Origin of the sequence: Providencia sp. (assembly GCF_052096715.1) — a bacterium.
Lineage (GTDB): Bacteria > Pseudomonadota > Gammaproteobacteria > Enterobacterales > Enterobacteriaceae > Providencia.
Map to the genome: position 1 here is coordinate 30,922 of NZ_JBQDNB010000003.1, position 22,909 is coordinate 53,830.

21 protein-coding genes are annotated in these 22,909 nt (G+C 40.2%); 13 read left to right on the plus strand and 8 right to left on the minus strand.

What is annotated here, in order from left to right:
* Nucleotides 1–56: 56 nt before the first annotated feature.
* The 3 genes from tamA to ACTH6U_RS03255 are packed head-to-tail and all read left to right on the plus strand — an operon-like array spanning nucleotide 57 to nucleotide 5,932.
* The gene (gene tamA, locus ACTH6U_RS03245) at nucleotides 57–1,799 is read left to right on the plus strand and encodes an autotransporter assembly complex protein TamA (protein WP_441831579.1); all 1,743 of its coding nucleotides are present in this window, start codon (nucleotides 57–59) and stop codon (nucleotides 1,797–1,799) included.
* Entirely contained in the window at nucleotides 1,796–5,575 is a 3,780-nt protein-coding gene (gene tamB / locus ACTH6U_RS03250) for an autotransporter assembly complex protein TamB (RefSeq protein WP_441831580.1), read from the plus strand. The genes tamA and tamB overlap by 4 nt, the downstream gene beginning before the upstream one ends.
* 3 nt (nucleotides 5,576–5,578) lie before the next feature.
* A complete protein-coding gene (locus ACTH6U_RS03255; protein WP_294104207.1) occupies nucleotides 5,579–5,932 on the plus strand; it encodes a gamma-glutamylcyclotransferase family protein in 354 nt (117 codons plus the stop codon).
* Nucleotides 5,933–6,106: 174 nt separating this feature from the next.
* On the opposite strand, the gene ppa is transcribed toward ACTH6U_RS03255, so the two are convergent.
* Both ppa and fbp read right to left on the minus strand, forming a co-directional pair.
* Nucleotides 6,107–6,637 (minus strand): inorganic diphosphatase, encoded by a 531-nt coding sequence (gene ppa / locus ACTH6U_RS03260; RefSeq protein ID WP_294104206.1) that lies wholly within the window; start codon nucleotides 6,635–6,637, stop codon nucleotides 6,107–6,109.
* A gap of 217 nt (nucleotides 6,638–6,854) precedes the next feature.
* Nucleotides 6,855–7,862 carry a class 1 fructose-bisphosphatase gene (fbp, locus tag ACTH6U_RS03265; RefSeq protein WP_294104204.1) on the minus strand — a complete coding sequence of 336 codons (1,008 nt, stop codon included), beginning with the start codon at nucleotides 7,860–7,862 and terminating at the stop codon, nucleotides 6,855–6,857.
* 161 nt (nucleotides 7,863–8,023) lie between these two features.
* Here fbp and mpl point away from each other — a divergent pair, with 161 nt between their 5' ends.
* On the plus strand, nucleotides 8,024–9,403 hold the full coding sequence (gene mpl / locus ACTH6U_RS03270; protein WP_294104202.1) for a UDP-N-acetylmuramate:L-alanyl-gamma-D-glutamyl-meso-diaminopimelate ligase: 1,380 nt from the start codon (nucleotides 8,024–8,026) through the stop codon (nucleotides 9,401–9,403).
* A gap of 89 nt (nucleotides 9,404–9,492) precedes the next feature.
* On the opposite strand, the gene ACTH6U_RS03275 is transcribed toward mpl, so the two are convergent.
* Together ACTH6U_RS03275 and argR are read right to left on the minus strand one after the other, a co-directional pair.
* Nucleotides 9,493–9,909 (minus strand): DUF6122 family protein, encoded by a 417-nt coding sequence (locus tag ACTH6U_RS03275; RefSeq protein WP_441831581.1) that lies wholly within the window; start codon nucleotides 9,907–9,909, stop codon nucleotides 9,493–9,495.
* Nucleotides 9,910–10,100: 191 nt separating this feature from the next.
* The gene (argR, locus tag ACTH6U_RS03280; protein ID WP_294104200.1) at nucleotides 10,101–10,571 is read right to left on the minus strand and encodes a transcriptional regulator ArgR; all 471 of its coding nucleotides are present in this window, start codon (nucleotides 10,569–10,571) and stop codon (nucleotides 10,101–10,103) included.
* 493 nt (nucleotides 10,572–11,064) lie between these two features.
* Here argR and mdh point away from each other — a divergent pair, with 493 nt between their 5' ends.
* Complete coding sequence (gene mdh / locus ACTH6U_RS03285) at nucleotides 11,065–12,003, plus strand: malate dehydrogenase (RefSeq protein WP_294104198.1); 939 nt, start codon at nucleotides 11,065–11,067, stop codon at nucleotides 12,001–12,003.
* Nucleotides 12,004–12,470: 467 nt separating this feature from the next.
* On the opposite strand, the gene ACTH6U_RS03290 is transcribed toward mdh, so the two are convergent.
* Entirely contained in the window at nucleotides 12,471–12,743 is a 273-nt protein-coding gene (locus tag ACTH6U_RS03290) for a helix-turn-helix domain-containing protein (protein WP_336429347.1), read from the minus strand.
* A 512-nt stretch (nucleotides 12,744–13,255) separates the two neighbouring features.
* Between ACTH6U_RS03290 and ACTH6U_RS03295 the strand changes: the two genes are divergently transcribed.
* Both ACTH6U_RS03295 and ACTH6U_RS03300 read left to right on the plus strand, forming a co-directional pair.
* A complete protein-coding gene (locus ACTH6U_RS03295; protein ID WP_294104194.1) occupies nucleotides 13,256–13,603 on the plus strand; it encodes a DNA-binding protein in 348 nt (115 codons plus the stop codon).
* Between the two features lie 132 nt (nucleotides 13,604–13,735).
* On the plus strand, nucleotides 13,736–14,098 hold the full coding sequence (locus ACTH6U_RS03300; protein ID WP_294104192.1) for a DNA-binding protein: 363 nt from the start codon (nucleotides 13,736–13,738) through the stop codon (nucleotides 14,096–14,098).
* 31 nt (nucleotides 14,099–14,129) lie between these two features.
* Here the strand turns inward: ACTH6U_RS03300 and ispB are convergent, their stop codons facing one another.
* On the minus strand, nucleotides 14,130–15,101 hold the full coding sequence (ispB, locus tag ACTH6U_RS03305) for an octaprenyl diphosphate synthase (protein ID WP_294104190.1): 972 nt from the start codon (nucleotides 15,099–15,101) through the stop codon (nucleotides 14,130–14,132).
* 333 nt (nucleotides 15,102–15,434) lie between these two features.
* Between ispB and rplU the strand changes: the two genes are divergently transcribed.
* The 3 genes from rplU (at nucleotide 15,435) to cgtA (ending at nucleotide 17,323) form a co-directional block, all read left to right on the plus strand.
* Nucleotides 15,435–15,743, plus strand: coding sequence for a 50S ribosomal protein L21 (gene rplU / locus ACTH6U_RS03310; protein WP_294104188.1), 309 nt, complete (start codon nucleotides 15,435–15,437; stop codon nucleotides 15,741–15,743).
* Between the two features lie 18 nt (nucleotides 15,744–15,761).
* On the plus strand, nucleotides 15,762–16,019 hold the full coding sequence (gene rpmA / locus ACTH6U_RS03315) for a 50S ribosomal protein L27 (protein WP_219244886.1): 258 nt from the start codon (nucleotides 15,762–15,764) through the stop codon (nucleotides 16,017–16,019).
* 128 nt (nucleotides 16,020–16,147) lie between these two features.
* Nucleotides 16,148–17,323, plus strand: coding sequence for an Obg family GTPase CgtA (cgtA, locus tag ACTH6U_RS03320; protein WP_294104180.1), 1,176 nt, complete (start codon nucleotides 16,148–16,150; stop codon nucleotides 17,321–17,323).
* A gap of 103 nt (nucleotides 17,324–17,426) precedes the next feature.
* Here cgtA and dacB read toward each other — a convergent pair whose 3' ends face one another.
* Nucleotides 17,427–18,875 (minus strand): serine-type D-Ala-D-Ala carboxypeptidase, encoded by a 1,449-nt coding sequence (dacB, locus tag ACTH6U_RS03325; RefSeq protein ID WP_336429340.1) that lies wholly within the window; start codon nucleotides 18,873–18,875, stop codon nucleotides 17,427–17,429.
* A gap of 257 nt (nucleotides 18,876–19,132) precedes the next feature.
* On the opposite strand from dacB, the gene greA reads away from it, so the two are divergent.
* Complete coding sequence (gene greA / locus ACTH6U_RS03330) at nucleotides 19,133–19,609, plus strand: transcription elongation factor GreA (RefSeq protein ID WP_336429338.1); 477 nt, start codon at nucleotides 19,133–19,135, stop codon at nucleotides 19,607–19,609.
* Nucleotides 19,610–19,727: 118 nt separating this feature from the next.
* Here the strand turns inward: greA and yhbY are convergent, their stop codons facing one another.
* Complete coding sequence (gene yhbY, locus ACTH6U_RS03335) at nucleotides 19,728–20,021, minus strand: ribosome assembly RNA-binding protein YhbY (protein WP_294104176.1); 294 nt, start codon at nucleotides 20,019–20,021, stop codon at nucleotides 19,728–19,730.
* Between the two features lie 135 nt (nucleotides 20,022–20,156).
* Here yhbY and rlmE point away from each other — a divergent pair, with 135 nt between their 5' ends.
* Together rlmE and ftsH are read left to right on the plus strand one after the other, a co-directional pair.
* A complete protein-coding gene (gene rlmE / locus ACTH6U_RS03340; protein ID WP_294104175.1) occupies nucleotides 20,157–20,786 on the plus strand; it encodes a 23S rRNA (uridine(2552)-2'-O)-methyltransferase RlmE in 630 nt (209 codons plus the stop codon).
* Between the two features lie 57 nt (nucleotides 20,787–20,843).
* Nucleotides 20,844–22,856, plus strand: coding sequence for an ATP-dependent zinc metalloprotease FtsH (ftsH, locus tag ACTH6U_RS03345; protein WP_294104174.1), 2,013 nt, complete (start codon nucleotides 20,844–20,846; stop codon nucleotides 22,854–22,856).
* Nucleotides 22,857–22,909 lie beyond the last annotated feature (53 nt).

A 22,909-nucleotide genomic window follows, 5' to 3' on the forward strand; every position in this document is an offset into this window, starting at 1 on the left:
CAAAATAAATTAATCTGAAGCCTTTAGTCAATCTATCAATCACCTTAGGAGTAGGCGTGTCGAAATACCCTATCATCTGTTTTCTGTGTTTAACTGTGGCTGTGCCTGTGGTGTACGCTGCGAATCTTCGTCTTAATATTGAAGGACTTGAAGGCCAACTAAATCAAAATGTGCGAGTGCAACTTTCTAATATTTCACAAGATGAAGTCGTACCAAATGGACGTTTTCGTGCAAGGGTAGAAAAAGCTATTAAAGAAGGTTTAAAGCCTCTTGGCTATTATGAACCCACGGTTGAATTTAGTTATCAGGAAAAAACACCGCCCGCGCGTTCAATATTGACAGCAAAAGTCATGCCAGGAGAACCTATTTTAGTTCAAGGCGTGAAAGTGGAATTAGAAGGTGCGGCGAAGACAGATTCAGATTATGAAAAGATGATCAAAAGTAATACGCCTAAGGACGGTACTATCCAGAATGATGGCGAGTATGAGGATTTTAAAGGTAAGTTTAGTAGTCTTGCTGTTCGTAAAGGTTATTTTGATGCCGTCATGGAGAAAAGCCAGCTAGGTATTTCTCTTGAAAATCATGCGGCCTATTGGGATTTTGATTTTAATAGTGGTAAACGCTATCGTTTTGGATCAATCTCTTATCAAGGTTCACAAATCCGTGAAGACTATCTAAATAACCTTTCTCCATTTAAGCCGGGTGAGTATTACACTTCTGAGCAATTAGCTGAATTTAACCGTAGGTTGGCTGAAACTGGTTGGTTTAATTCTGCGATTGTGACACCCAATATTGCTAAAGCGAGAGAAGAGAATACAGACGAATTACCGATGGACGGTGTGATGACGCCTCGGGCACAAAACTTCATTGAGCTCGGGGGCGGTTATGGTACTGATGTGGGGCCTCGTGTAAAAACAACGTGGAATAAGCCGTGGGTTAACTCTCGCGGGCAAAGTTTATCTTCCAGTATTAGCTTGTCTCAGCCAGAGCAACTTATTGATGCAAGCTATAAAATTCCGTTAAAAGCGAATCCACTCGAACAATACTATGCCGTTCAAGGCGGGTTTAAACGTACCGATTTAAACGATACTCAATCGAATACCACGACATTAAACGTTTCGCGTAACTGGGACTATTCAACGGGATGGCAATATGGCGTGAATATGCGTTGGATGCTCAGTAGCTTTACCCAAGCAGATATCACAAATACTACCATGTTGCTTTATCCTGGCGCCAATGTGAGCCGTATTCGCCAGCGTGGTGGCGTCATGCCAACATGGGGTGATAGCCAACGTTATTCAATTGATTACTCAAATAAAATTTGGGGTTCAGATATTGATTTTCTTGTATTACAAACTAAGCATGTGTGGATCAGAACACCATGGGAAGGCCACCGCTTTATCTTGCGTGGTAATTTAGGGTGGATAGAAACCAATGCTTTTGACAAAGTACCACCAGACCTACGTTTCTTTGCGGGGGGGGATGGTAGTGTTCGCGGTTATGGTTATCAAAAAATCTCGCCTGAAGATAGCAAGGGTAAATTGACGGGCGCTTCTAAATTAGCTGTCGGTTCGATGGAATATCAATACAATTTTACGGGTAATTGGTGGGGGGCGACCTTTATTGATTCCGGTGAAGCCGTGAATGATATTAAAACTAGTGATTTTAAAACGGGTGCCGGTATCGGACTGCGTTGGGTATCTCCTGTTGGACCTATCAAATTTGACCTCGCAACACCGATTGGCGATCCTGATAATAACAAAATTCAGTTTTACATCGGTTTGGGGACAGAACTATGAAATGGATGAAGTGGTTTAAATGGATCAGTATTTCCATTTTATTAATTCTAGTTCTTATTATTGCTGCTCTAAGCTGGGTATTGGGAACACAATCAGGTTTACATTTTGCCTTAAATTCGGCCACACGTTGGGTGCCTGAACTAAAGATCCAATCAATTGAAGGGGATATTAGTAATTTAACGTTATCGGGTGTGCAATATCAAATGCCTGGTGTTGATGTTAATGCGCAAAAACTTCATTTGGCCTTACGTTTAGGTTGTTTAACTCGCCGTGAAGTATGCATCGATACACTTTCTACTGATAATGTTACCGTTAATATCGATACAACCGCATTCCCTCCTTCAGAAGAAACACCGCCATCGGAGCCATTAACATCCTTAAATGCACCACTGACTATTCGCTTGAATCAGTTATCGTTGGTTTCAACTCATGTCAATGTGGATGGAATGACGATTGATTTAGCGAAATTCTCGACAGGGATAACGTGGCAGAAAAAGGCCATGACTATTATTCCAACCGATATTATTGATTTAGCAATTAATTTACCGGTAATGGAAGAGGCGGCGAAAGAACAAGCTGAGGCACCGATTACAGAAATACCTATCAATGAACAGAAATCGATAGGTGATGAACTAAAAGCCTTATTTGCTAAGCCATTGCTGGCGCAATTACCTGAGATAATTTTACCAGTAGACCTCAATGTTGAAGGTATCAACGCCTCTAATTTTCAATTGAAAGGCAGTACTGACCTTACTATTAATCGCCTTTATTTGAGCCTATCAAATGATGGGCAAAATGTATTATTAAAACAGCTTGAAGTAGATGCGCCTGAAGGTAATTTAGCTTTATCAGGAACTGCAACATTAAAAGATAAGTGGCCAGTATCTATTTCTGTGGTGGGGGAAAGCCGTTTAGAGGATCTCAATGGGCAGAAAGTTGATTTATCACTAAAAGGTAGCTTGTTAGATGAGCTCAAATTAGCACTGAATTTAAACGGTCCGATTAATGCCACATTAGAGGCAGAAACAGATTTGAGTCAGGCTGATTTCCCAATATTGCTTACGCTCGAAAGTGATAAGTTGGCTTGGCCGCTAGTCGGAGAATCGCAATATCAGCTTGATGGAACACGTTTACGCCTAAATGGCCGCCCATCAGCTTACGATTTATCTCTACGCTCTGCAATTACAGGGCAAGATTTACCACCATCAACCTTAATGTTAGATGCCAAAGGTAATGAAGAACAAATCAATTTAACGCGTTTGCGTTTAGCTGCATTACAAGGGAATGCTGATATTACAGGCGTTGCGGATTGGAGCAAAGCTATTAGCTGGAATGCAGTATTGACATTATCGGGAATTAATACAGCTAAACAATGGCCTGAATGGCCGGCAAAAGTCGATGGTAAAGTGGCGACTCGCGGCAGTTTATATGGTGGTAGTTGGCAGCTTGAAATCCCTGAAATTGCCCTCGACGGTAATGTTAAAAATAATCTCTTAAAAGCACGTGGACAAGCTAAAGGTAATGCCGCAGGCCAATGGGATATTCCCAATTTCAATTTAGCGTTAGGTAAAAATAACGTTGATATTAAAGGATCGCTGGCAGATAAATGGAATTTAGATGCAAAAATTAATGCGCCCGCACTAAATGGCCTATTGCCAGGATTAGGGGGTGTAATTGCCGGTGATATTAAATTACGCGGTAATTTACAAACGCCTCAAGCCGTCGCCAATATCACGGGACGTAATGTAAGGTGGCAAGACAGCCTATCAATCGAGAATGTGGTTATCAAAGGGGATGTTGCGACGGGCGAGCAAATTAAGGGGGAGTTATCTGTTGTATTGCGTCAGTTAAGGCAAGCAGATATCGTTATCAGTAACTTGACCTTAGATGCGAAAGGCAGCGAGAAACAACATACCTTAAAATTAAATATGAAAGGTGAGCCAGTTTCAGGGCAACTTGCCCTAGCGGGCAGTTTTGATAGAAACACTGAGATTTGGAAAGGTAATCTTAACAATACCTTGTTTGATACTGTCGTGGGCGAATGGCGATTAAATAAAGCCATGTCGCTAAATTATACGAATCAAACACAGGAAGTGGTGATTGGAACACATTGCTGGGTAAACCCAAATGCACGTTTGTGTGTACCTAAGCCTATCAAAGCTGGTAAGAGTGGTAGTGCCGATATTGTATTAGAACGCTTTGATTTAGCGATGATTAAACCATTTATGCCAAAAGATACGCGGGTAAATGGCGTCTTTAGTGGTAAAGCAAATGCGGTTTGGAAAGAAGGTGGCAGTCTACCGCAAGTGAAACTTGATCTTCAAGGTGATGGTATTAAAGCTACACAATTCGTGGATGGCACACGGTTACCATTTGAATTTCAAACTCTCACACTAAGCGCGGCCTTGAAAAATGGTAAAGCTGACCTTAATTGGTTATTTAAGATAGCGAATAACGGGCAGCTTAAAGGCAACGTTCAAATTTCTGATTTAGAAAAGCGCCGTTTGCTAGCAGGCAACATTGAAATAAATTCAATTACATTGGATTTAATCAAGCCCATGTTAGGGCATAAAGAAGTCGCGAACGGTAGCTTGAATGCGAACTTGCGTTTAGGGGGATCTGCTAATAACCCATTGATGAATGGTAATTTATCTTTATCAAACTTAGAAATTAAATCAGCCATGATCCCATTTGACATTAAAAGTGGTCGTTTAGGTGTGACGTTTAATGGGGCAAGTTCGGTGATGAGTGGGCAAATCAATACGCCAGAAGGTTATCTGAATATCGATGGTGAGGCGGATTGGCGTAACGTAGATGCGTGGCGTGCAAAAATCATGGCTCGAGGTAACAATTTACGTGTTTCCTTGCCACCGATGATTAAAATTGATGTGCAACCTGATTTAGTTTTTGAAGCATCACCTACGTTACTGGTTTTAAATGGGAGCGTGACAATCCCATGGGCTCGTATTACAGTGCAAGAACTGCCTGAGTCAGCGGTTAGTGCTTCCTCTGATGTCGTTATGCTTGATAGTAACTTGCAGCCAATTGAGGAAAAAGCACCTTCGATTCCTATCCAAACAAATTTGGATATTAAAATTGGTAATGACGTTAGGTTGGATGCATTTGGGTTAAAAGCCCGATTAACAGGTTTATTAAAAGTTACGCAGAGTAAACAGGGACTTAGCCTAAACGGACAAATCGATATTCCTACAGGTCGTTTCCGTGCCTATGGGCAAGATTTGCTCGTACGTAAAGGTTTAATTCAGTTCTCAGGCCCCGCTGATCAGCCATTTTTAAATCTGGAAGCGATTCGTAATCCAGATAATACGGCAGATGATGTCGTTGCGGGTGTTAGAGTCACAGGGCTTGCAGACAAACCGAAAGTAGAGATATTTTCAGAACCCACTAAATCACAGCAAGAAGCACTATCCTATTTGTTAAGAGGGGAAGGTTTGGATAGCGGTGATGCAAATGGCTCCCAAATGACATCTATGCTAATTGGCCTTGGTGTTGCACAGAGCGGGCAGTTAGTGGGTAAAATTGGTGAAACATTTGGTGTATCTGATTTGGCTGTTGATACGCAAGGTGTGGGAGATGGTTCCCAAGTTGTGGTGAGTGGCAAAATTACCAATGACTTACAAGTCAAATACGGCGTTGGGATATTTGACTCATTGGCAACATTGACTCTGCGCTATCGTTTAATGCCAAAACTTTATTTGGAAGCGGTGTCTGGTGTAAACCAGGCCTTGGATCTCCTTTATCAATTTGAGTTTTAAATTATGCGAGTGATTGTTTATGGTAGTTTAAGGCGCCAGCAGGGAAATCATCACTGGATGACCTATGCTCAACTGTTAGGAGAGCATACACTAGAAGGCTATGAACTCTATGATCTAGGGTATTATCCTGCGGTCGTTAAAGGAAATGGTTCGATTGAATGTGAAGTTTATCGTATCAATCCGTCTATTTTAACTGAGTTAGATGAACTGAAAAAAAACTCACAGGACTACGTCAGAGAGTTAATTCCGACGCCATACGGTAATGCTTGGATTTATCTGTATAGGCACTCTGTTGATGGTTTGCGCCACATTAAGAGCGGTGATTGGCTCAAGCGAGATGAAGAAGCGGGCCAATAAGAATTATAGTCCGTTAATTAAAATCATAGAAGTGATGAAAGTTATAGAACGCTGGCGGATGTGCCGGCGTTTTTTTTAAGTTTTGAGTCGAAAAAACGGTAGCCCAAAAAATAAAAAGAACAAAAAAAAAGTTCTGACCTTAGCCAGAACTTTGATTTTCTTAAAGAGAATAAACTATTTTTTTGCAGCGCGTTCGAAAGAAGCGATGATCTCTGCTTTAGCAGCATTGATATCATCCCATCCGTCAACTTTTACCCACTTACCTTTTTCAAGATCTTTATAGTGTTCAAAGAAGTGAGTGATTTGTGCACGCAGTAATTCTGGCAGGTCGTTCACATCTTTGATGTGATCGTATTCTTTGCTCAGTTTTGTGTGTGGAACAGCAACTAGTTTCGCATCTTCACCTGATTCATCCGTCATTTTCAGCACGCCAACTGGACGGCAACGGATCACTGAACCTGGTTGTAATGGGTAAGGTGTTGGTACTAATACATCGACAGGATCGCCATCTAATGACAGCGTGTTGTTGATGTAACCATAGTTGCATGGATAGAACATCGCAGTAGACATAAAGCGGTCTACAAATAGAGCGCCAGATTCTTTATCCACTTCATATTTGATTGGATCTGCGTTAGCAGGGATTTCAATGATAACGTAGATATCATCAGGCAGATCTTTACCTGCCGGTACATTGTTCAGGCCCATGAAAAGTATCCTTTAATGTTATAAACCAATCTATCTATTATTGCTCAAATTGCATTTGTACGGGCTTAGTTTATGGCCGTTATACAACCTGAATTCCCTAGAGTAGATAATGTGGCAAATATTATAGCTGTAAAGAGGGACGAATTCATTGAAAAAAGTGAATAAAGAAGGCGGGGTGAGCCCGCCTTGATATTCATATATCGAGTGCTAAGAGATATTACTCAGAATCTGGAAATTCACGCATAAATGATTCTGCTTTTTCAACCATCGACTTCGTACCGACAAAGAAAGGTGCACGTTGGTGTAATTCAGTAGGGATTATGTCCAGGATACGATTCACGCCGTCACTTGCTTTACCATGTGCTTGTTCAGCTAAGAATGCAATTGGGTTACACTCATACAGTAAACGCAGTTTTCCATTAGGATGGCTTGCGGTACTCGGGTAGATATAAATTCCACCTTTGAGTAAGTTACGATGGAAATCAGCCACTAAAGAGCCAATATAGCGTGTGGTATAAGGACGACCTGTCGCTTCATCTTGTTCCTGGCAGTATTTAATATACTTTTTAACGCCCATTGGGAACTTGATGTAGTTACCTTCGTTAATCGAGTACATTTTGCCTTCTGCCGGATACATTACTTTTTCGTGAGAAAGGCAGAAAACACCTAATGATGGATCATAGGTGAATGCATGAACGCCACAACCGGTCGTATAAACCAGCATTGTAGAAGAACCGTAAACGACATAACCTGCAGCAACTTGGCGATGACCTGGCTGTAGGAAATCAGCCTCAGTAACCGATTGCCCGATTGGTGTAATACGATGGTAAATTGAGAAAATTGTACCAACGGAAACGTTTACATCGATATTTGAAGAACCATCTAGTGGGTCCATTAAAACGACATATTTTGCGTTTTCTGCACGGTCACCTTCGAAAATGACAATTTCATCTTCTTCTTCAGAGGCGATACCGGCGACTTCTCCACGCGCTTTCAAAGCCGCTTTCAGCTTTTCATTTGCATACAGGTCGAGCTTCATCTGAACTTCACCTTGAACATTTGACACACCACTTGTGCCAAGAATGTCTACAAGTCCAGCTTTGTTAATATCACGATGGATAATTTTAGCGCCCAGTTTGATTGCTGACAGTAATGCAGTCAGCTCTCCTGTTGCATGAGAAAATTCGTGTTGCTTTTCGACGATGAATTCGCCTAATGTTTTCATGACGAAGGTCCTGAATAAAATTGACAGAGGTTTGAGGGCTTATTGTACCCTTGCGCGAGGAGTTTAACTAAATAAAGAAAAGATTAATAGGTTAATGCATTTATAAAGCGGCTATTGATGGGTAGAATGGTGACAAACCTCATGCTATTGGATGAAACATAATGCACATACATATTTTAGGGATATGCGGCACCTTTATGGGAAGCTTAGCAATATTGGCTCGTTCTTTAGGCTATAAAGTCACAGGCTCGGATGCAAATGTGTATCCACCGATGAGCACGTTGCTTGAAAAACAAGGTATTGAACTTATTCAAGGCTATGATCCCGCTCAGCTAAGTCCTGAGCCTGACATGGTTGTTATTGGTAATGCAATGACACGTGGTAACCCTTGTGTTGAAGCAGTATTAGAAAGAGGCTTACCATATACATCGGGTCCTCAATGGTTACATGAACATGTTTTACCTGAGCGTTGGGTACTCGCAGTAGCTGGTACTCATGGAAAAACCACAACAGCAGGTATGTTGGCTTGGATACTCGAAGATTGTGGCTACAAACCAGGCTTTTTAATCGGTGGTGTACCGGGTAACTTTGAAGTCTCTGCTCAAATCGGTGATAGCCCATTTTTTGTTATTGAGGCTGATGAGTACGATTGTGCTTTCTTTGATAAGCGCTCTAAATTTGTGCATTACAGCCCAAAAACCTTGGTGTTAAATAACCTTGAGTTTGATCATGCTGATATTTTCGAAAACCTAGAAGCGATTCAAAAGCAATTCCATCACTTGGTGCGTATCGTGCCGGGTAGTGGAAAAATTTTCATGCCAGACAATGATAGTAACCTAAAACAGGTTATTGGTATGGGATGTTGGAGCGAACAAGAGCTAGTAGGTGACAGTGGCGAGTGGCAAGCTAAAAAATTAAATCATGATGGCAGCCATTATGAAGTTTACTATCAACAACAAAGTGTCGGTGAAGTGAATTGGGTTCAAGTTGGTAATCATAATATCCAAAATGGTTTGATGGCGATTGCTGCTGCGCACCATGTTGGAGTACCGGCCAAAGAAGCTTGCCTTGCTTTAGATAAATTCATTAACGCACGACGTCGCCTTGAATTACGTGGTGTTGAATTTGGTGTTAATGTTTATGATGACTTTGCCCATCATCCAACAGCAATTTTAGCGACGTTAGAAGCATTACGCAGCAAAGTTGGCGGTACTTCACGTATCATTGCCGTACTTGAACCTCGTTCGAATACCATGAAAATGGGGATCAATAAAAATGATATTGCGCCTGCATTAGGTCGCGCTGATGAAGTATTCTTATTCCAACCTGCTAATATTCCTTGGATGGTTACGGATATTGCTGAAAATTGTGTGCAACCTGCGCGTTGGAGTGCAGATATTGATGTTTTGGCTAATATGGTCATTGAAACTGCTCAGCCAGGAGACTATATCCTTGTCATGAGTAACGGTGATTTTGGTGGCATTCATGGCAAATTACTGGCGGGTTTGAAGAGCAAGGCTGATATTGAAATAGAAGAGTAGCGCTTATAAGTAACAAAGCCCTCGCTAAATATTAAACTACACCCCAAAAGTTGGATAGTCACTTTGGGGTGTTTTTCTATGTTAAAGATTTATTTAATTTTTAAAGCTCTATCCCAAAGACTTTCACTTCCATTTCCATTTCCACAATTCAAAAAAGAGATCGTTGTTTCTTGTTTTAAACTTCCCATATAACAATCAAGTGAATCAGTGAATAAGTGAAATAGACAACCTACTGCGATTGCTTTTAGTTTCCATGATGGTATTAAAAATAAGCAAACATAGGCAATTGCTGCCCAAACCGTATGCATAGGATGAAAACCGATGCCGCAACGATTAGGATCAAAAATTGGCGTCGCCAGTAAATGATCTAAATCGATAGCCATCGTCGATATCATGATTAATGATGCTAATTTCCAATTTTTTCGCCAAAATAGATAGCCAAAAAGAATCGGAACCAGAAAGTGGAAACCGTAGTGTACGATGTTTCTAAAGATCTCAAATATCACAATATAATCTCAATCTTATGATTTATAACTCAATTAATTATTTATTTTCATGTGATTTAAATAATTAATTTTGTATTAACTCGCGTAACTAACTTTGATAAACAAAAAGAGGGAAAATGATATTTCCCCCTCTTTAATCGCTATCTCAATGGTAATAATGAGATAGCACTTGGAAAATGCATTGTGTGAATTTAAAGCTCTTGATCAAACAGCGTTAATATTGCTTCGTAAAGTTCAAGAGTGGTGAAATTATTCGCTGGGGTAGAGAAAATAGTGTCATCACCTGCAATACTACCAAGGATACCTTCTGCTTTACCTAAAGAATCTAACAAACGTGCAATAAGTTGGGCTGCACCAGGACTTGTTCTAATCACTACAACCGAGTGGTTGTAATCAATATCAAGTACAAGATTTTTAAGTGGGCTCGTTGCTGTTGGAACGCCAGGCTCTGATGGTAGGCAGTAAACCATTTCCATTTTTGCATTACGCGTGCGAACCGCGCCAAACTTAGTTAGCATTCTGGAAATTTTAGATTGATTAATGTTATCAAAGCCTTGTTCTTGAAGCGCAATCACTATCTCGGCTTGAGAACTGAATTTTTCTTCTTTAAGTAGGGCTTTAAAAGCCTTAACCAAGTCTTCTTGTTTAGACGGTGTACGCATAATTAACCCATTCTTTGGCATTAAACTAAGTTGTATTATCCGTAAATGTGCATTTTTATGCAACAAAATTGCGTTATGACCGTTTTATAAGCAGCAAGGAATTAATTTTTTACGATTTAAGTGATATATTTTACAGCGACAAAAACTGGCTTATATTAAATTAGCGATGTGAAAATATAATATAGAGTATTAATAAATTTACCTGAGAAAATTGTGAGAATATTGTTAATTTTCTGGTCTTTGTTCGAATAATAAACAGCGAAAACAACTTATTGTGCGAAATACAATAGTGAGAAAAACTATTTGTTAAAAAAGTGCCCGTTATCTCATTAACAGATAAGGAATTTGTTTAGAATAGTGAAAATTAGTATACAAATTATCTCGCGTTAATATCTCTCTATATCTGTTAATAAATTGTTTTTTATACGTAATGTGTTTAGTGCATAATTAGATGAATTCATATTTTTGAAAGTACAATTTAAGGAGTTTCAGAATGAAAGTTGCAGTCCTAGGTGCAGCAGGTGGTATCGGTCAGGCTCTAGCCCTTCTTCTCAAAAATCAGCTTCCAGCAGGTTCAGAACTCTCTCTCTATGACATCGCACCCGTTACTCCAGGTGTTGCCGCCGACCTTAGCCACATCCCAACAGATGTTAAGGTTGTTGGTTTTGCCGGTGAAGATGCCACTCCAGCGCTAAAAGGTGCTGATGTTGTTCTGATTTCTGCGGGTGTTGCGCGTAAACCAGGAATGGATCGCTCTGACCTGTTTAATGTTAACGCAGGCATCGTACGTAATCTGACTCAACAAATAGCGGTGACCTGTCCAAAAGCGCTCATTGGGATTATTACTAACCCAGTTAATACCACTGTGGCAATTGCTGCAGAAGTGCTGAAAAAAGCAGGCGTTTATGATAAAAACCGTTTATTTGGTGTGACTACACTGGATATTATTCGTTCTAATACTTTTGTCGCTGAATTAAAAGGCAAAAAAACACACGAAATTGAAGTGCCTGTTATTGGTGGCCACTCTGGTGTCACCATTTTGCCTCTACTGTCTCAAGTGAAAGGTGTTAGCTTCACTGATGAAGAAGTGGCAGCGCTAACTAAGCGTATCCAAAACGCAGGGACTGAAGTTGTTGAAGCTAAAGCAGGTGGCGGTTCTGCAACTTTGTCTATGGGGCAAGCAGCTGCACGTCTGGGTTTATCATTGATCCGTGGACTGCAAGGCGAAAGCAATGTTGTTGAGTGCGTATACACAGAAGGTGAAGGTGCACATGCACGTTTCTTTGCTCAACCTGTTCTGCTCGGTAAAAACGGTATTGAAAAACACTTGCCTATCGGTGAACTAAGCGCATTTGAACAAAAAGCACTGACTGAAATGTTAGATGTATTGAAAGGCGATATCGAGTTAGGTGAAAAATTTATCAATAATTAATATTGATAAATGAATTGCTCATGAGCAATTCTTATAAATTGTCCTAAAATGTGTCGTTTATAACTAAGGTTGAGCCTCTATACTTAAAGCTCAACCTTTTTTTATTTTTAAAAAATTTTCATTTGATTGAAAGATGCTAGATAGCGATGACTTGATCATTATGATTCAACCGCTATAACATAACGAGATAACGATAAGCTTTAAAATATGAAATGTCTTAAAACTGGAATGATATTACACATCCCACATAGTCTTTATAATTTCATACTTAGATATAGCGCCTAAATACCTTTAAGAATGAATATATTTGTCTGTTAGATAAATTTATCATATTAGTTAAGTCATTTTTTATATTATTAGCTATAAATGAAGTCATGTCTAAAGACAGTCAAAAGATAAAAGCCGTATTTCTGTGTACTACAACCTCAAAATGGCATATCACTGACGGCTTTTGTCTTTGCCTATTCTCAGATTAAATCAGGTGACCGCTCTCTAACCTTCCTTTCTAATAAATCACCTGTAATTGAGTCATAATAACGGCTTGGCCAAATCTCTGATGGGTGTATTCCTAAAAAATTAGCAATAATCCACTCACCTTTAGGCCAAGGTCGTGAAAGTGCATTTGCAAGTGTTGAAGAGCTTAATCCTGCTCCTCGAGAAATTGCGGCGAGTGTTGTTCCACGCTTACGTAAAGCTGCGATGATATCTGCTGGATGCCAGTCGGATTTCCGTAAAATCATTTTTTAGTCCTTTTTTCACTCAGAATCATGTAGAGTTAGTGGTACATGTAACAGGGTATTGTGATACATTCAGTGTAATCTCCCTGTTATTGGAAATAAAATAACAGAATTTTCTCAAAAAGATTTCTAAATTTTTCTTAAAATTCAGTTTTATGAAACTATCGTTGTTTTTATGAAATATATAGAAACTTGGAAATGATAATTGTGAAATAAGCTAATGCTTTGAAAGTAAAACTAACTATTATTAGTTAGTTGTGTAAATGACGTATTTAACGGTTGTCCTTACTTGTATATATAATACCTATATAGTTTTTATGAATTTTGTCTTGGCTATTAACGGTTACGCTATTTAATTAGCTGTTATTAAAAGAAATTAAAATATAAATAACATATATGCTTTATATATTATTTTGTACTAATAAAAAGAAGAATGATTCAACGAGGTTTTAAGAAAATATAGATAGTTTTCAGCAACTGTAAACAAGTTGCCATCATGACTAGGAGGGTCAGTTATGTATAAGGAGTGGTTAATGGCAAAAGAGTTAGTTGGATTACAAGGACTTCCAATGACAACTCAAGGTGTTAATGCTATGGCAAGGCGAGAAAATTGGATTAGTCGTAAAAGAAAAGGTATCCAAGGAAAGGCTTTGGAATATCATGTTAGTTCTTTGCCAATCGATATTTTTGAACATCACTTTGCCAATGAAACGCCGGCTATCTACCAAGTGAAACGTAATGATAACTCATCTATTTGGCAAGAAGTATATAACCAGCTTTCTAGTGATGAACGAGCGCTTATCTTAGCCTTTATTATACGAGAAGGTGCTCTAGCATTAGTTGATTTAATTAATAAAAAATAATTAGCAGAACATTAAGACGAAAATAATTAATTTATAAAAACAATATTATCTTTAGCCTAAAATGCCTTAACAGATAATAATTTATTATAGCTACAGCAGCTAGTTTCATAATATAAGCGTGAATGTGAAAATATGAAAAAATTGTGGTTCACTGCGAAAGAGTTAGCAGGATTAGAGGGTCTTCCAACTTCGCCTCAAGGGGTTAACTTGATGGCAAGAAGAGAAGGCTGGAAAAATCGTCGGAAAAGAGGCGTTCAAGGAAAGGCGGTAGAGTACTATGCCGAGAGTTTACCCGGGGAAATACAAGGTCAATTAAGTCTTGGTGAACCTCCTGCGCCTTACCAAAGCAAAAGGACGGACGCCTTACAAATATGGTCAGAAGCTTACTACCAATTAACGGAAACTGAGCGCAATACTATCGTAAAATATATTTTACGATATGGGCTATCATCACTTCTTGCCCGAATAGAAGAGGAAGAAAAAAGGGTGAAATAGCTTCACCCTTTTTTAAACAAAAATAGCTAACCTATGAGTGGCGCTGGATAGCAACCTGTGCAAGGCTGACTAATGCGTCTTTATATACTGAGTTTTCAATCACACTTAAAGCATCAACCGCTTTTTGAGATTCTTGCTGAGCACGTGCATAGGTATATTCTAATGAACCACAACGCTTCATTGTTGCAAGCACAGTATCTAATAAATGACGCCCATTCCCTTGCTCAATTGCTTGGCGAATTAAAGCTGATTCCTCTTCATTACCATGTTGCATAGCATGGAGAAGAGGTAATGTAGGTTTCCCTTCATCAAGATCATCGCCTGTATTTTTACCTAACTGGGTATTATCAGCGTCATAATCAAGCAGATCGTCAATCAATTGGAATGCAGTACCAATGTAACGACCATAATCCTGTAAAGCTTTCTCTTGTTCAGGTGTTGCATTGGCTAAAATTGCTGATGCATGCGCCGCAGCTTCAAATAAACGCGCCGTTTTACTGTAGATAACTTGCATATAGTTTTCTTCAGTAATATTAGGATCGTTGCAGTTCATCAGCTGTAATACTTCACCTTCAGCGATCACATTAGTTGCTTCAGACATCAATTTGAGCACGCGCATTGAATCAAGATCCGTCATCATTTGAAAGGATCGAGTGTAAATAAAGTCGCCAACTAGTACGCTTGCAGCATTACCAAAAACTGCATTTGCCGTTTGTTTTCCTCGACGCATATCTGATTCATCGACAACATCATCATGTAATAGAGTGGCTGTGTGGATAAACTCAATTAAAGCGGCTACTTGGATGTGTTTTTGGCCTGAATAACCTAAGGATCGACCTGCGAGTATCGCGATCATCGGACGGATCCTTTTTCCACCACCACTCACGATGTAATAACCAAGCTGATTAATCAACGCGACATCTGAATTCAATTGGCTGAGGATCACTTCGTTAACCGCTGACATATCTTCAGTTGTTAGTTCAATAATAGATTCTAAATTCATCGTAAATTATTCATATTATTAGTTTTAGTTCATTCCCTGAATACAAAAAAGGGAAATCGATAGCACATGTATGGCGTAAGCATAACACTATTAATTATAAGATTATCAGGTGTAATGCAAAAAATGTTTAAATAAGTAACAATTTGAGTTATCAATGATAAATCGGCCTCAAAAAGAGAGTCTTGATAAAAAAGTCGTATTTTTTATAATCTGACTGCATTATTGGCTTGTGTTCTGGTGCTTTTTTGCGTAGAATTCGCGCCCTATTGTGAATATTTTATAGCGTGCTCTGGAATTGAAATATTTAGCGAGTACGCGGAAAGCGGAGTTAATATGTACGCGGTTTTCCAAAGTGGTGGTAAACAACACCGAGTTAGCGAAGGTCAAACTGTCCGCCTAGAAAAGCTGGACATCGCAACAGGTGAAACTGTTGAATTTGATCAAGTTCTGATGGTAGCTAATGGCGACGAGATCCAAATCGGCGCTCCTGTCGTTGAAGGCGTTAAAGTGAAAGCGGAAGTGGTTGCACACGGTCGTGGCGAGAAAATTAAAATCGTCAAGTTCCGTCGTCGTAAACATAGCCGTAAACAACAGGGTCACCGTCAGTGGTTCACTGATGTTAAGATCACTGGCATCGCTTAAGATTAGGAGAGCAGATTAATGGCACATAAAAAGGCTGGCGGCTCGACCCGTAATGGTCGCGACTCAGAAGCTAAACGTCTGGGTGTGAAACGTTTCGGTGGTGAAGCTGTATTAGCAGGTAGCATCATTGTTCGTCAACGTGGTACTAAGTTCCACGCAGGTAGCAACGTAGGTTGTGGCCGTGACCACACTCTGTTCGCTCTGGCGGACGGTAAAGTTAAATTTGAAGTTAAAGGTCCTAATAATCGTAAATTTATCAGTATCGAAGCTGAATAAGTTTTCTGACTTTTAATTTAGAATTAAAGCCCTGCAAAACTTTTTGCGGGGCTTTTTATATTTAAAATACGCCATCTCTGGGTAAAACTGCCATCCAGCTCTATAATGGCTAGATACGGAGAAAAATAATGAAATTTGTAGATGAAGCCAAAATATTGGTTGTGGCGGGAGATGGCGGCAATGGTTGTGTCAGCTTTCGTCGTGAAAAATATATCCCAAAAGGCGGGCCTGATGGTGGTGATGGTGGTGATGGTGGTGATGTCTATTTACAGGCAGATGAAAACCTCAACACGCTAATCGACTACCGTTTTGAAAAATCGTTCCGCGCGGAACGTGGTCAAAATGGCCAAAGCCGTGAATGTACAGGTAGACGTGGTCAAGATATCACGATTAAAGTCCCTGTAGGAACGCGTGTACGCGATCTTGGTACTAATGAAGTACTTAGTGACATGACTCGTCATGAACAGCGTCATATGGTTGCTAAGGGCGGTTTTCATGGCCTTGGTAATACTCGCTTTAAAACATCAGTAAACCGTGCTCCGCGTCAACGTACCATGGGTACCAAAGGCGAAGAACGCGAACTCATGTTAGAATTGCTGCTATTAGCGGATGTCGGTATGTTAGGAATGCCGAATGCGGGTAAATCAACCTTCATTCGTTCTGTTTCAGCAGCAAAACCAAAAGTTGCAGATTATCCATTTACTACCTTAGTACCAAGCTTGGGTGTTGTACGCATGGATAACCAACAAAGTTTTGTGGTTGCTGATATTCCAGGTTTGATCGAAGGTGCTGCTGAAGGTGCTGGTTTAGGAATTCAATTTCTTAAACATTTAGAGCGTTGCCGAGTCTTGTTGCATTTGATCGACATCTGTCCAATCGATGAAACTGATCCTGTTGAAAATGCGAAGATCATCATCGGTGAGCTAGAAAAATACAGCGAAAAATTAGCCGCAAAACCGCGTTGGTTAGTTTTCAATAAAATTGATATTTTAGGTGAAGAAGAATCAGCAAAACGTGCTGCTGAGATCGCTAAAGCCATGGGTTGGGAAGAGAAGTACTACATGATCTCTGCCGTAAATCATGAAGGCGTCAAAGCATTATGTTGGGATATCATGGAGTTCATGAATACTCAACCACGTAATATGCTAACAACAGAAGATGAGCTGCAACCAGAAAAAATTGAATTTATGTGGGATGACTATCATAAAGAGCAATTGGCTGAAGCTGAAGAAGTTGATGAAGACTGGGATGATGATTGGGACGAAGAAGACGATGAAGGTATCGAGTTCATCTACCAAAAATAGTTAATACCAGCTAATTAGCATTAGCGATAAATAAAAGGCGCAAAATTCCGTATGTAACATTAGGAATTGCGCCTTTTTTATTGGATCTTATCTAAGGATAGGATCAATTTTTTTGATAAAGATCTTTATACAATCGACTTTCAAAGCGCACCAGCGGTACTCGTCGGCTACGTTGTTGGCTTTGTGGAACTGCATATGCCGAGATAAATTGTACGAAAGCAACGCGTTGCCCACTTGCTGTCGTTAGAAAGCCAGCAAGATTATAGACTCCTTGTAATGCGCCTGTTTTTGCAGAAACCTTACCATTTACACCTGCCTCATCAAAACCACCACGATAACGCAATGTGCCATCATGTCCTGCCAAAGGTAGCATTGAGATAAAATCAAGTTGTTGATCGTTTTTGGCAATGAATTGTAAAACTTCCATCATGGTTGCGGGGCTAATCAGATTATGACGTGATAATCCTGAGCCATCGACCATAACGGTATTGCCGATATCAATACCTGCTTTTTGCTTTAGAACTTGCCTTACGGCATCAGAACCTGAACGCCAGGTACCTGGAACACCATAATAATCTCGGCCAATAGTGCGAAAAACAGTATCGGCGATCATATTGTCTGATTTTTTTAACATGACTTTTAATAAATCATGTAAAGGCTTCGATTCTGTTTTTACGAGGACTTGAGATTGTGGTGTCAGTTGAGTTCTTTTCTTCACATGTCCTGTTAACTCAATACCCGCTGTTGTGAGTTCATTTTTAACAATTGCCCCTGAATAACTTGCACCATTTTGCACGGCAAATGCGAGAGGCAAAGGCTCACTTCTTTGCATTAAACAGCCGGTTAATGTGTAGCGATTAAGTTCGCCGGGAACAACATCCAACTCACAATAGCGTGCTTCAGTAGAGCCTTTAGCGAGTGTTCTCACTTCGCTAAACATATTCACGGGATAAAAATTTGCCGTTTTTATATAAGCCATCTCACCTGCTTTTTCAGCAGGGTAGAGTGACACTGAAAAACAGTTTCTATCAATGATTGCAGCGGCAGGAGGAGCACTAAAACATTGGGTCATATCATTCCACACCCAACCCGGAGCTTTATCATGACTGGCAAATGCTGAGATATCGACAATTAAATCCCCCTCAACTTTTTGAATACCAATTTGTTTTAATGCATTAGCCATATTGCGAATTTGTTGACGCGTCAATGTTGGATCACCGCTAAATCGGATAACAAGGTCACCCGCTAATGTTTTATCATTTAGCTTTGCACTGGTTTCAAAATTGGTCACAAAACGATAATCAGGACCCAACTGTAGTAATGCGGCAAGGGCGGTAACAACTTTTTGTGTACTGGCAGGAAGCGCCATTTGTTGAGCGTTATAATCGATAAGAGGGGTATTACTCCCGACTTTCTGCGCGACCAGAGCAAGATTAGTGCCATCCGGTAGATATTGTTTATAGTCATCAATAGGAACAGCTAGCGCCTGTGTGGTAGTCACGGCGACTCCTAAAGTGAAGATCAATTTTCTGGCTAAAGTTAATAACGGCATATATTTCACGCATTAGGCTAGACATACTGTACATACTAAAGTGTAATGCCTTATAAAGTAAACGATGACCCGCGATTAACTCTAAGTTAAAATAGCGAATATTATGATAAGATAAGTCAGTAACTTAGTCTGATTGAGTTATTTACACCTAATAGATAATAAGAACCCCCCTGTATTGCAGCGGTGTTCGGTGTACTGTTGTTACAAAATCAGGAAGATACTTATTTTTTATAGGATTGAATCAGAGGTATTTATCAATGAAACAGATTCCAATGACGGTATTTGGTGCAGATAAGCTTAGAGAAGAGCTCGAGTATCTGAAATCTGTCCGTCGCCCTGAAATTATTACTGCGATTGCAGATGCACGAGAACATGGCGATTTAAAAGAAAATGCGGAATATCATGCGGCTCGTGAGCAGCAGGGCTTCTGTGAAGGCCGTATTCAAGAAATTGAAGCTAAACTTTCACATGCTCAAGTCATTGATGTTACGAAATTAACTAATACTGGACGTGTGATTTTTGGCGCGACGGTAACCGTATTGAATGTCGATACAGATGAAGAGCTGACTTATCGTATTGTTGGTGATGACGAAGCTGATATTAAAATTAATAAAATTTCAGTAAATTCGCCGATCGCGCGTGGTTTGGTAGGTAAAGTCGTCGATGATGCGGTTTCGATTAAAACGCCAGGCGGTGATGTAGAGTTTGAAGTTCTTAAAGTTGAGTATATCTGATTCCTATTTCACTGAATTGGTTATATTATTTTACTGATTTAAAGAGAAAGGCCGCAGGCGGCCTTTTTCCTCATATAAAGCATGCGCTCAATGGCATTTTTATATAAATAAAGCGTGATTATTTAGGTAAAATGATTTTACGATCCGCTGAAGGACGGTAAAGAACAAGTATTTTACCAATGACTTGTACATTTACTGCACCGGTTTCACGAACAATTGCATCAGCGATCAAAGTTTTAGTATCACGATCTTCGCCTGCGATTTTGACTTTGATAAGCTCGTGGTGTGCTAAAGAGAGTTCAATCTCCGCTAATACACCTTCTGTTAATCCATTGTTACCGATCATGACAACAGGATTCAAATGGTGAGCGAGACTTTTCAGGTGTTGATTTTGCTTTTTATTAAGTTTCATCGATTATTTGCTTGGTTAGTATTGAAAAAGGCTTATTCTACCGCCATCTGATATCTATCACCATCAATTATATCTATTTGATGGTAAAGAAGCAGTAATATAGATATATTTCTATTAGTATAGTTGGAAAGTGCAATGGCCAATAAAAAACGTACGGCAAGCTCAAGTCGCTGGTTGCAAGAGCATTTTAGTGATAAATATGTTCTGCAAGCACAAAAAAAAGGGCTACGCTCACGTGCATGGTTTAAACTGGAAGAAATCCAGCAAGGTGATAAAATTTTTAAACCAGGTATGACCGTTGTTGATTTAGGAGCAGCCCCTGGTGGTTGGTCACAATACGTAGTCAGCCAAATAGGTAATAATGGTCGAGTTATCGCATGTGACCTTTTGCCTATGGACCCAATTGTCGGCGTAGATTTCCTACAAGGAGATTTTCGTGATGAGGCAGTGCTTGGTGCTTTGTTAGAACGCGTTGGTGATAAAAAAGTACAGGTAGTCATGTCTGACATGGCGCCAAATATGAGTGGGACACCTGCAGTTGATATCCCTCGCTCTATGTATCTGGTTGAATTAGCATTGGATATGTGCCGTGCGGTACTGGCACCTGGGGGTAGTTTCATTGTCAAAGTATTTCAGGGAGAAGGCTTTGATGAATACCTTAGGGATATCCGTTCCCTGTTTACGAAAGTAAAAGTTCGTAAACCCGAATCTTCGCGGGCACGATCGCGTGAAGTATACATTGTAGCGACAGGACTAAAACTTTAGTAACCTGAGCGTTATTTGTTAACACAGTTGTAATATGAGGTTAATCCCTTGAGTGACATGGCGAAAAACCTGATTCTCTGGTTAGTCATCGCAGTTGTTCTGATGTCCTTGTTCCAGAGTTTTGGCCCAAGCGACTCGAATAGTCGCAGAGTTGATTATTCTACGTTTATCAATGAGTTGGCTCAGGATCAGGTACGTGAAGTTCGTATCACTGGTCGTGAACTAAACGTCAGAAAAGCTGATAATAGCCGCTATACAACTTATCTTCCTATGCAGGATGAGAAGTTGTTAGACACTTTGCTGAACAAGCAAGTGACGGTTGTTGGTGAACCACCAGAAGAACCTAGCTTACTAACATCAATTTTTATTTCCTGGTTCCCAATGCTTCTGTTGATTGGTGTCTGGATCTTCTTTATGCGCCAAATGCAAGGTGGCGGCGGTAAGGGGGCAATGTCATTTGGCAAAAGTAAAGCCCGTATGCTGACAGAAGATCAGATCAAAACAACATTTGCAGACGTTGCAGGTTGCGATGAAGCAAAAGAAGAAGTAGGCGAAATTGTAGAATTCTTACGTGAACCAGCGCGTTTCCAAAAGCTTGGCGGTAAAATTCCAAAAGGCGTCCTGATGGTAGGACCTCCAGGAACGGGTAAAACATTGCTCGCCAAAGCGATTGCTGGTGAAGCTAAGGTTCCTTTCTTTACAATATCGGGTTCCGACTTCGTAGAAATGTTTGTGGGTGTTGGTGCTTCTCGTGTTCGTGATATGTTCGAACAAGCGAAAAAAGCAGCGCCTTGTATCATTTTTATTGATGAAATCGATGCTGTTGGTCGTCAACGTGGAGCTGGTCTTGGTGGTGGTCACGATGAACGTGAACAAACACTGAACCAAATGTTGGTTGAGATGGACGGCTTTGAAGGCAACGAAGGCATTATCGTTATTGCTGCAACTAACCGTGCAGACGTTCTTGACCCTGCGTTATTACGTCCAGGTCGTTTTGACCGTCAGGTTGTTGTTGGTTTACCGGATGTCCGTGGCCGTGAGCAAATTCTTAAAGTTCATATGCGTCGTGTACCGATTGACCCAAGTGTTGATACTTTCATCCTTGCGCGTGCAACGCCTGGTTTCTCAGGTGCGGAGCTTGCAAACTTGGTAAACGAAGCAGCATTGTTTGCTGCACGTGCTGATAAGCGTGTTGTTTCCATGGTTGAGTTTGAAAAAGCGCGTGACAAAATTTGGATGGGTGCTGAACGTCGCTCCTTGATGATGACCGAAGAACAGAAAGAATCGACGGCATATCATGAAGGTGGTCATATGATTATCGGTCATTTGATGCCTGAGCATGACCCTGTTCATAAAGTAACAATCGTTCCTCGTGGACAAGCGCTTGGTGTTGCTTTCTTCTTACCAGAAGGTGATGAAGTTAGCCGTAGCCGCTTGAAGCTTGAAGGTATGATTGCAACTGCGTATGCAGGCCGTATTGCTGAAGAGCTGATTTATGGTCGTGAAAAAGTCACTACCGGTGCGTCATCTGATATTCAGTTTGCAACGAATACAGCACGTAACATGGTAACGCAGTGGGGCTTCTCTGATCGTTTAGGTCCAATGCAATATGCAAAAGAAGAAGGCCCAGCATTTTTAGGTCGTTCTGCGGGTAATGGTTCTGGTATTTCTGATGAAACAGCACGTATTGTTGATGAAGAAATCAAAATTATTTTGGACCATTGTTACCAATTGGCTTATAAAACACTGAAAGACAATATCGATATCTTGCATGCAACTAAAGATGCATTGTTAAAATATGAAACTATCGATATGCCTATGATTGATGATTTAATGAATCGTCGTCCAGTGCGTGAACCTGCAGGTTGGGATGAAGACAAAAAAGTGAGCAATGTGACGGGTACCTTTGGTAAAGGTGCAGCGAAAACTGAGCAAGCGGCTAAACCTCAATCTGAAGAGCCAAAAAATAATTCTGAAGAACCAAGTGCAAACGAGAGTTCTGTAGAACCAAAGAATGACGCTGATGAATCAACATCATCAGATAATAATAACGATAATAAGCCACAGTAAATTATCGTGAAAAGTTAGATGCTAATAAAACCCCAGGTCTCTGGGGTTTTTTA

What these genes read in the sequence shown, in the direction of transcription:
- rlmE (WP_294104175.1), top strand. Translation starts at nt 20,157, where the DNA reads ATGGCCAATAAAAAACGTACGGCAAGCTCAAGTCGCTGGTTGCAAGAG.
- mpl (WP_294104202.1), top strand. Translation starts at nt 8,024, where the DNA reads ATGCACATACATATTTTAGGGATATGCGGCACCTTTATGGGAAGCTTA.
- ACTH6U_RS03295 (WP_294104194.1), top strand. Translation starts at nt 13,256, where the DNA reads ATGTATAAGGAGTGGTTAATGGCAAAAGAGTTAGTTGGATTACAAGGA.
- yhbY (WP_294104176.1), bottom strand. Translation starts at nt 20,021, where the DNA reads ATGAAACTTAATAAAAAGCAAAATCAACACCTGAAAAGTCTCGCTCAC.
- rplU (WP_294104188.1), top strand. Translation starts at nt 15,435, where the DNA reads ATGTACGCGGTTTTCCAAAGTGGTGGTAAACAACACCGAGTTAGCGAA.
- ppa (WP_294104206.1), bottom strand. Translation starts at nt 6,637, where the DNA reads ATGGGCCTGAACAATGTACCGGCAGGTAAAGATCTGCCTGATGATATC.
- tamB (WP_441831580.1), top strand. Translation starts at nt 1,796, where the DNA reads ATGAAATGGATGAAGTGGTTTAAATGGATCAGTATTTCCATTTTATTA.
- cgtA (WP_294104180.1), top strand. Translation starts at nt 16,148, where the DNA reads ATGAAATTTGTAGATGAAGCCAAAATATTGGTTGTGGCGGGAGATGGC.
- fbp (WP_294104204.1), bottom strand. Translation starts at nt 7,862, where the DNA reads ATGAAAACATTAGGCGAATTCATCGTCGAAAAGCAACACGAATTTTCT.
- ACTH6U_RS03255 (WP_294104207.1), top strand. Translation starts at nt 5,579, where the DNA reads ATGCGAGTGATTGTTTATGGTAGTTTAAGGCGCCAGCAGGGAAATCAT.
- mdh (WP_294104198.1), top strand. Translation starts at nt 11,065, where the DNA reads ATGAAAGTTGCAGTCCTAGGTGCAGCAGGTGGTATCGGTCAGGCTCTA.
- greA (WP_336429338.1), top strand. Translation starts at nt 19,133, where the DNA reads ATGAAACAGATTCCAATGACGGTATTTGGTGCAGATAAGCTTAGAGAA.
- ispB (WP_294104190.1), bottom strand. Translation starts at nt 15,101, where the DNA reads ATGAATTTAGAATCTATTATTGAACTAACAACTGAAGATATGTCAGCG.
- dacB (WP_336429340.1), bottom strand. Translation starts at nt 18,875, where the DNA reads ATGCCGTTATTAACTTTAGCCAGAAAATTGATCTTCACTTTAGGAGTC.
- ftsH (WP_294104174.1), top strand. Translation starts at nt 20,844, where the DNA reads ATGGCGAAAAACCTGATTCTCTGGTTAGTCATCGCAGTTGTTCTGATG.
- argR (WP_294104200.1), bottom strand. Translation starts at nt 10,571, where the DNA reads ATGCGTACACCGTCTAAACAAGAAGACTTGGTTAAGGCTTTTAAAGCC.
- ACTH6U_RS03300 (WP_294104192.1), top strand. Translation starts at nt 13,736, where the DNA reads ATGAAAAAATTGTGGTTCACTGCGAAAGAGTTAGCAGGATTAGAGGGT.
- rpmA (WP_219244886.1), top strand. Translation starts at nt 15,762, where the DNA reads ATGGCACATAAAAAGGCTGGCGGCTCGACCCGTAATGGTCGCGACTCA.
- ACTH6U_RS03290 (WP_336429347.1), bottom strand. Translation starts at nt 12,743, where the DNA reads ATGATTTTACGGAAATCCGACTGGCATCCAGCAGATATCATCGCAGCT.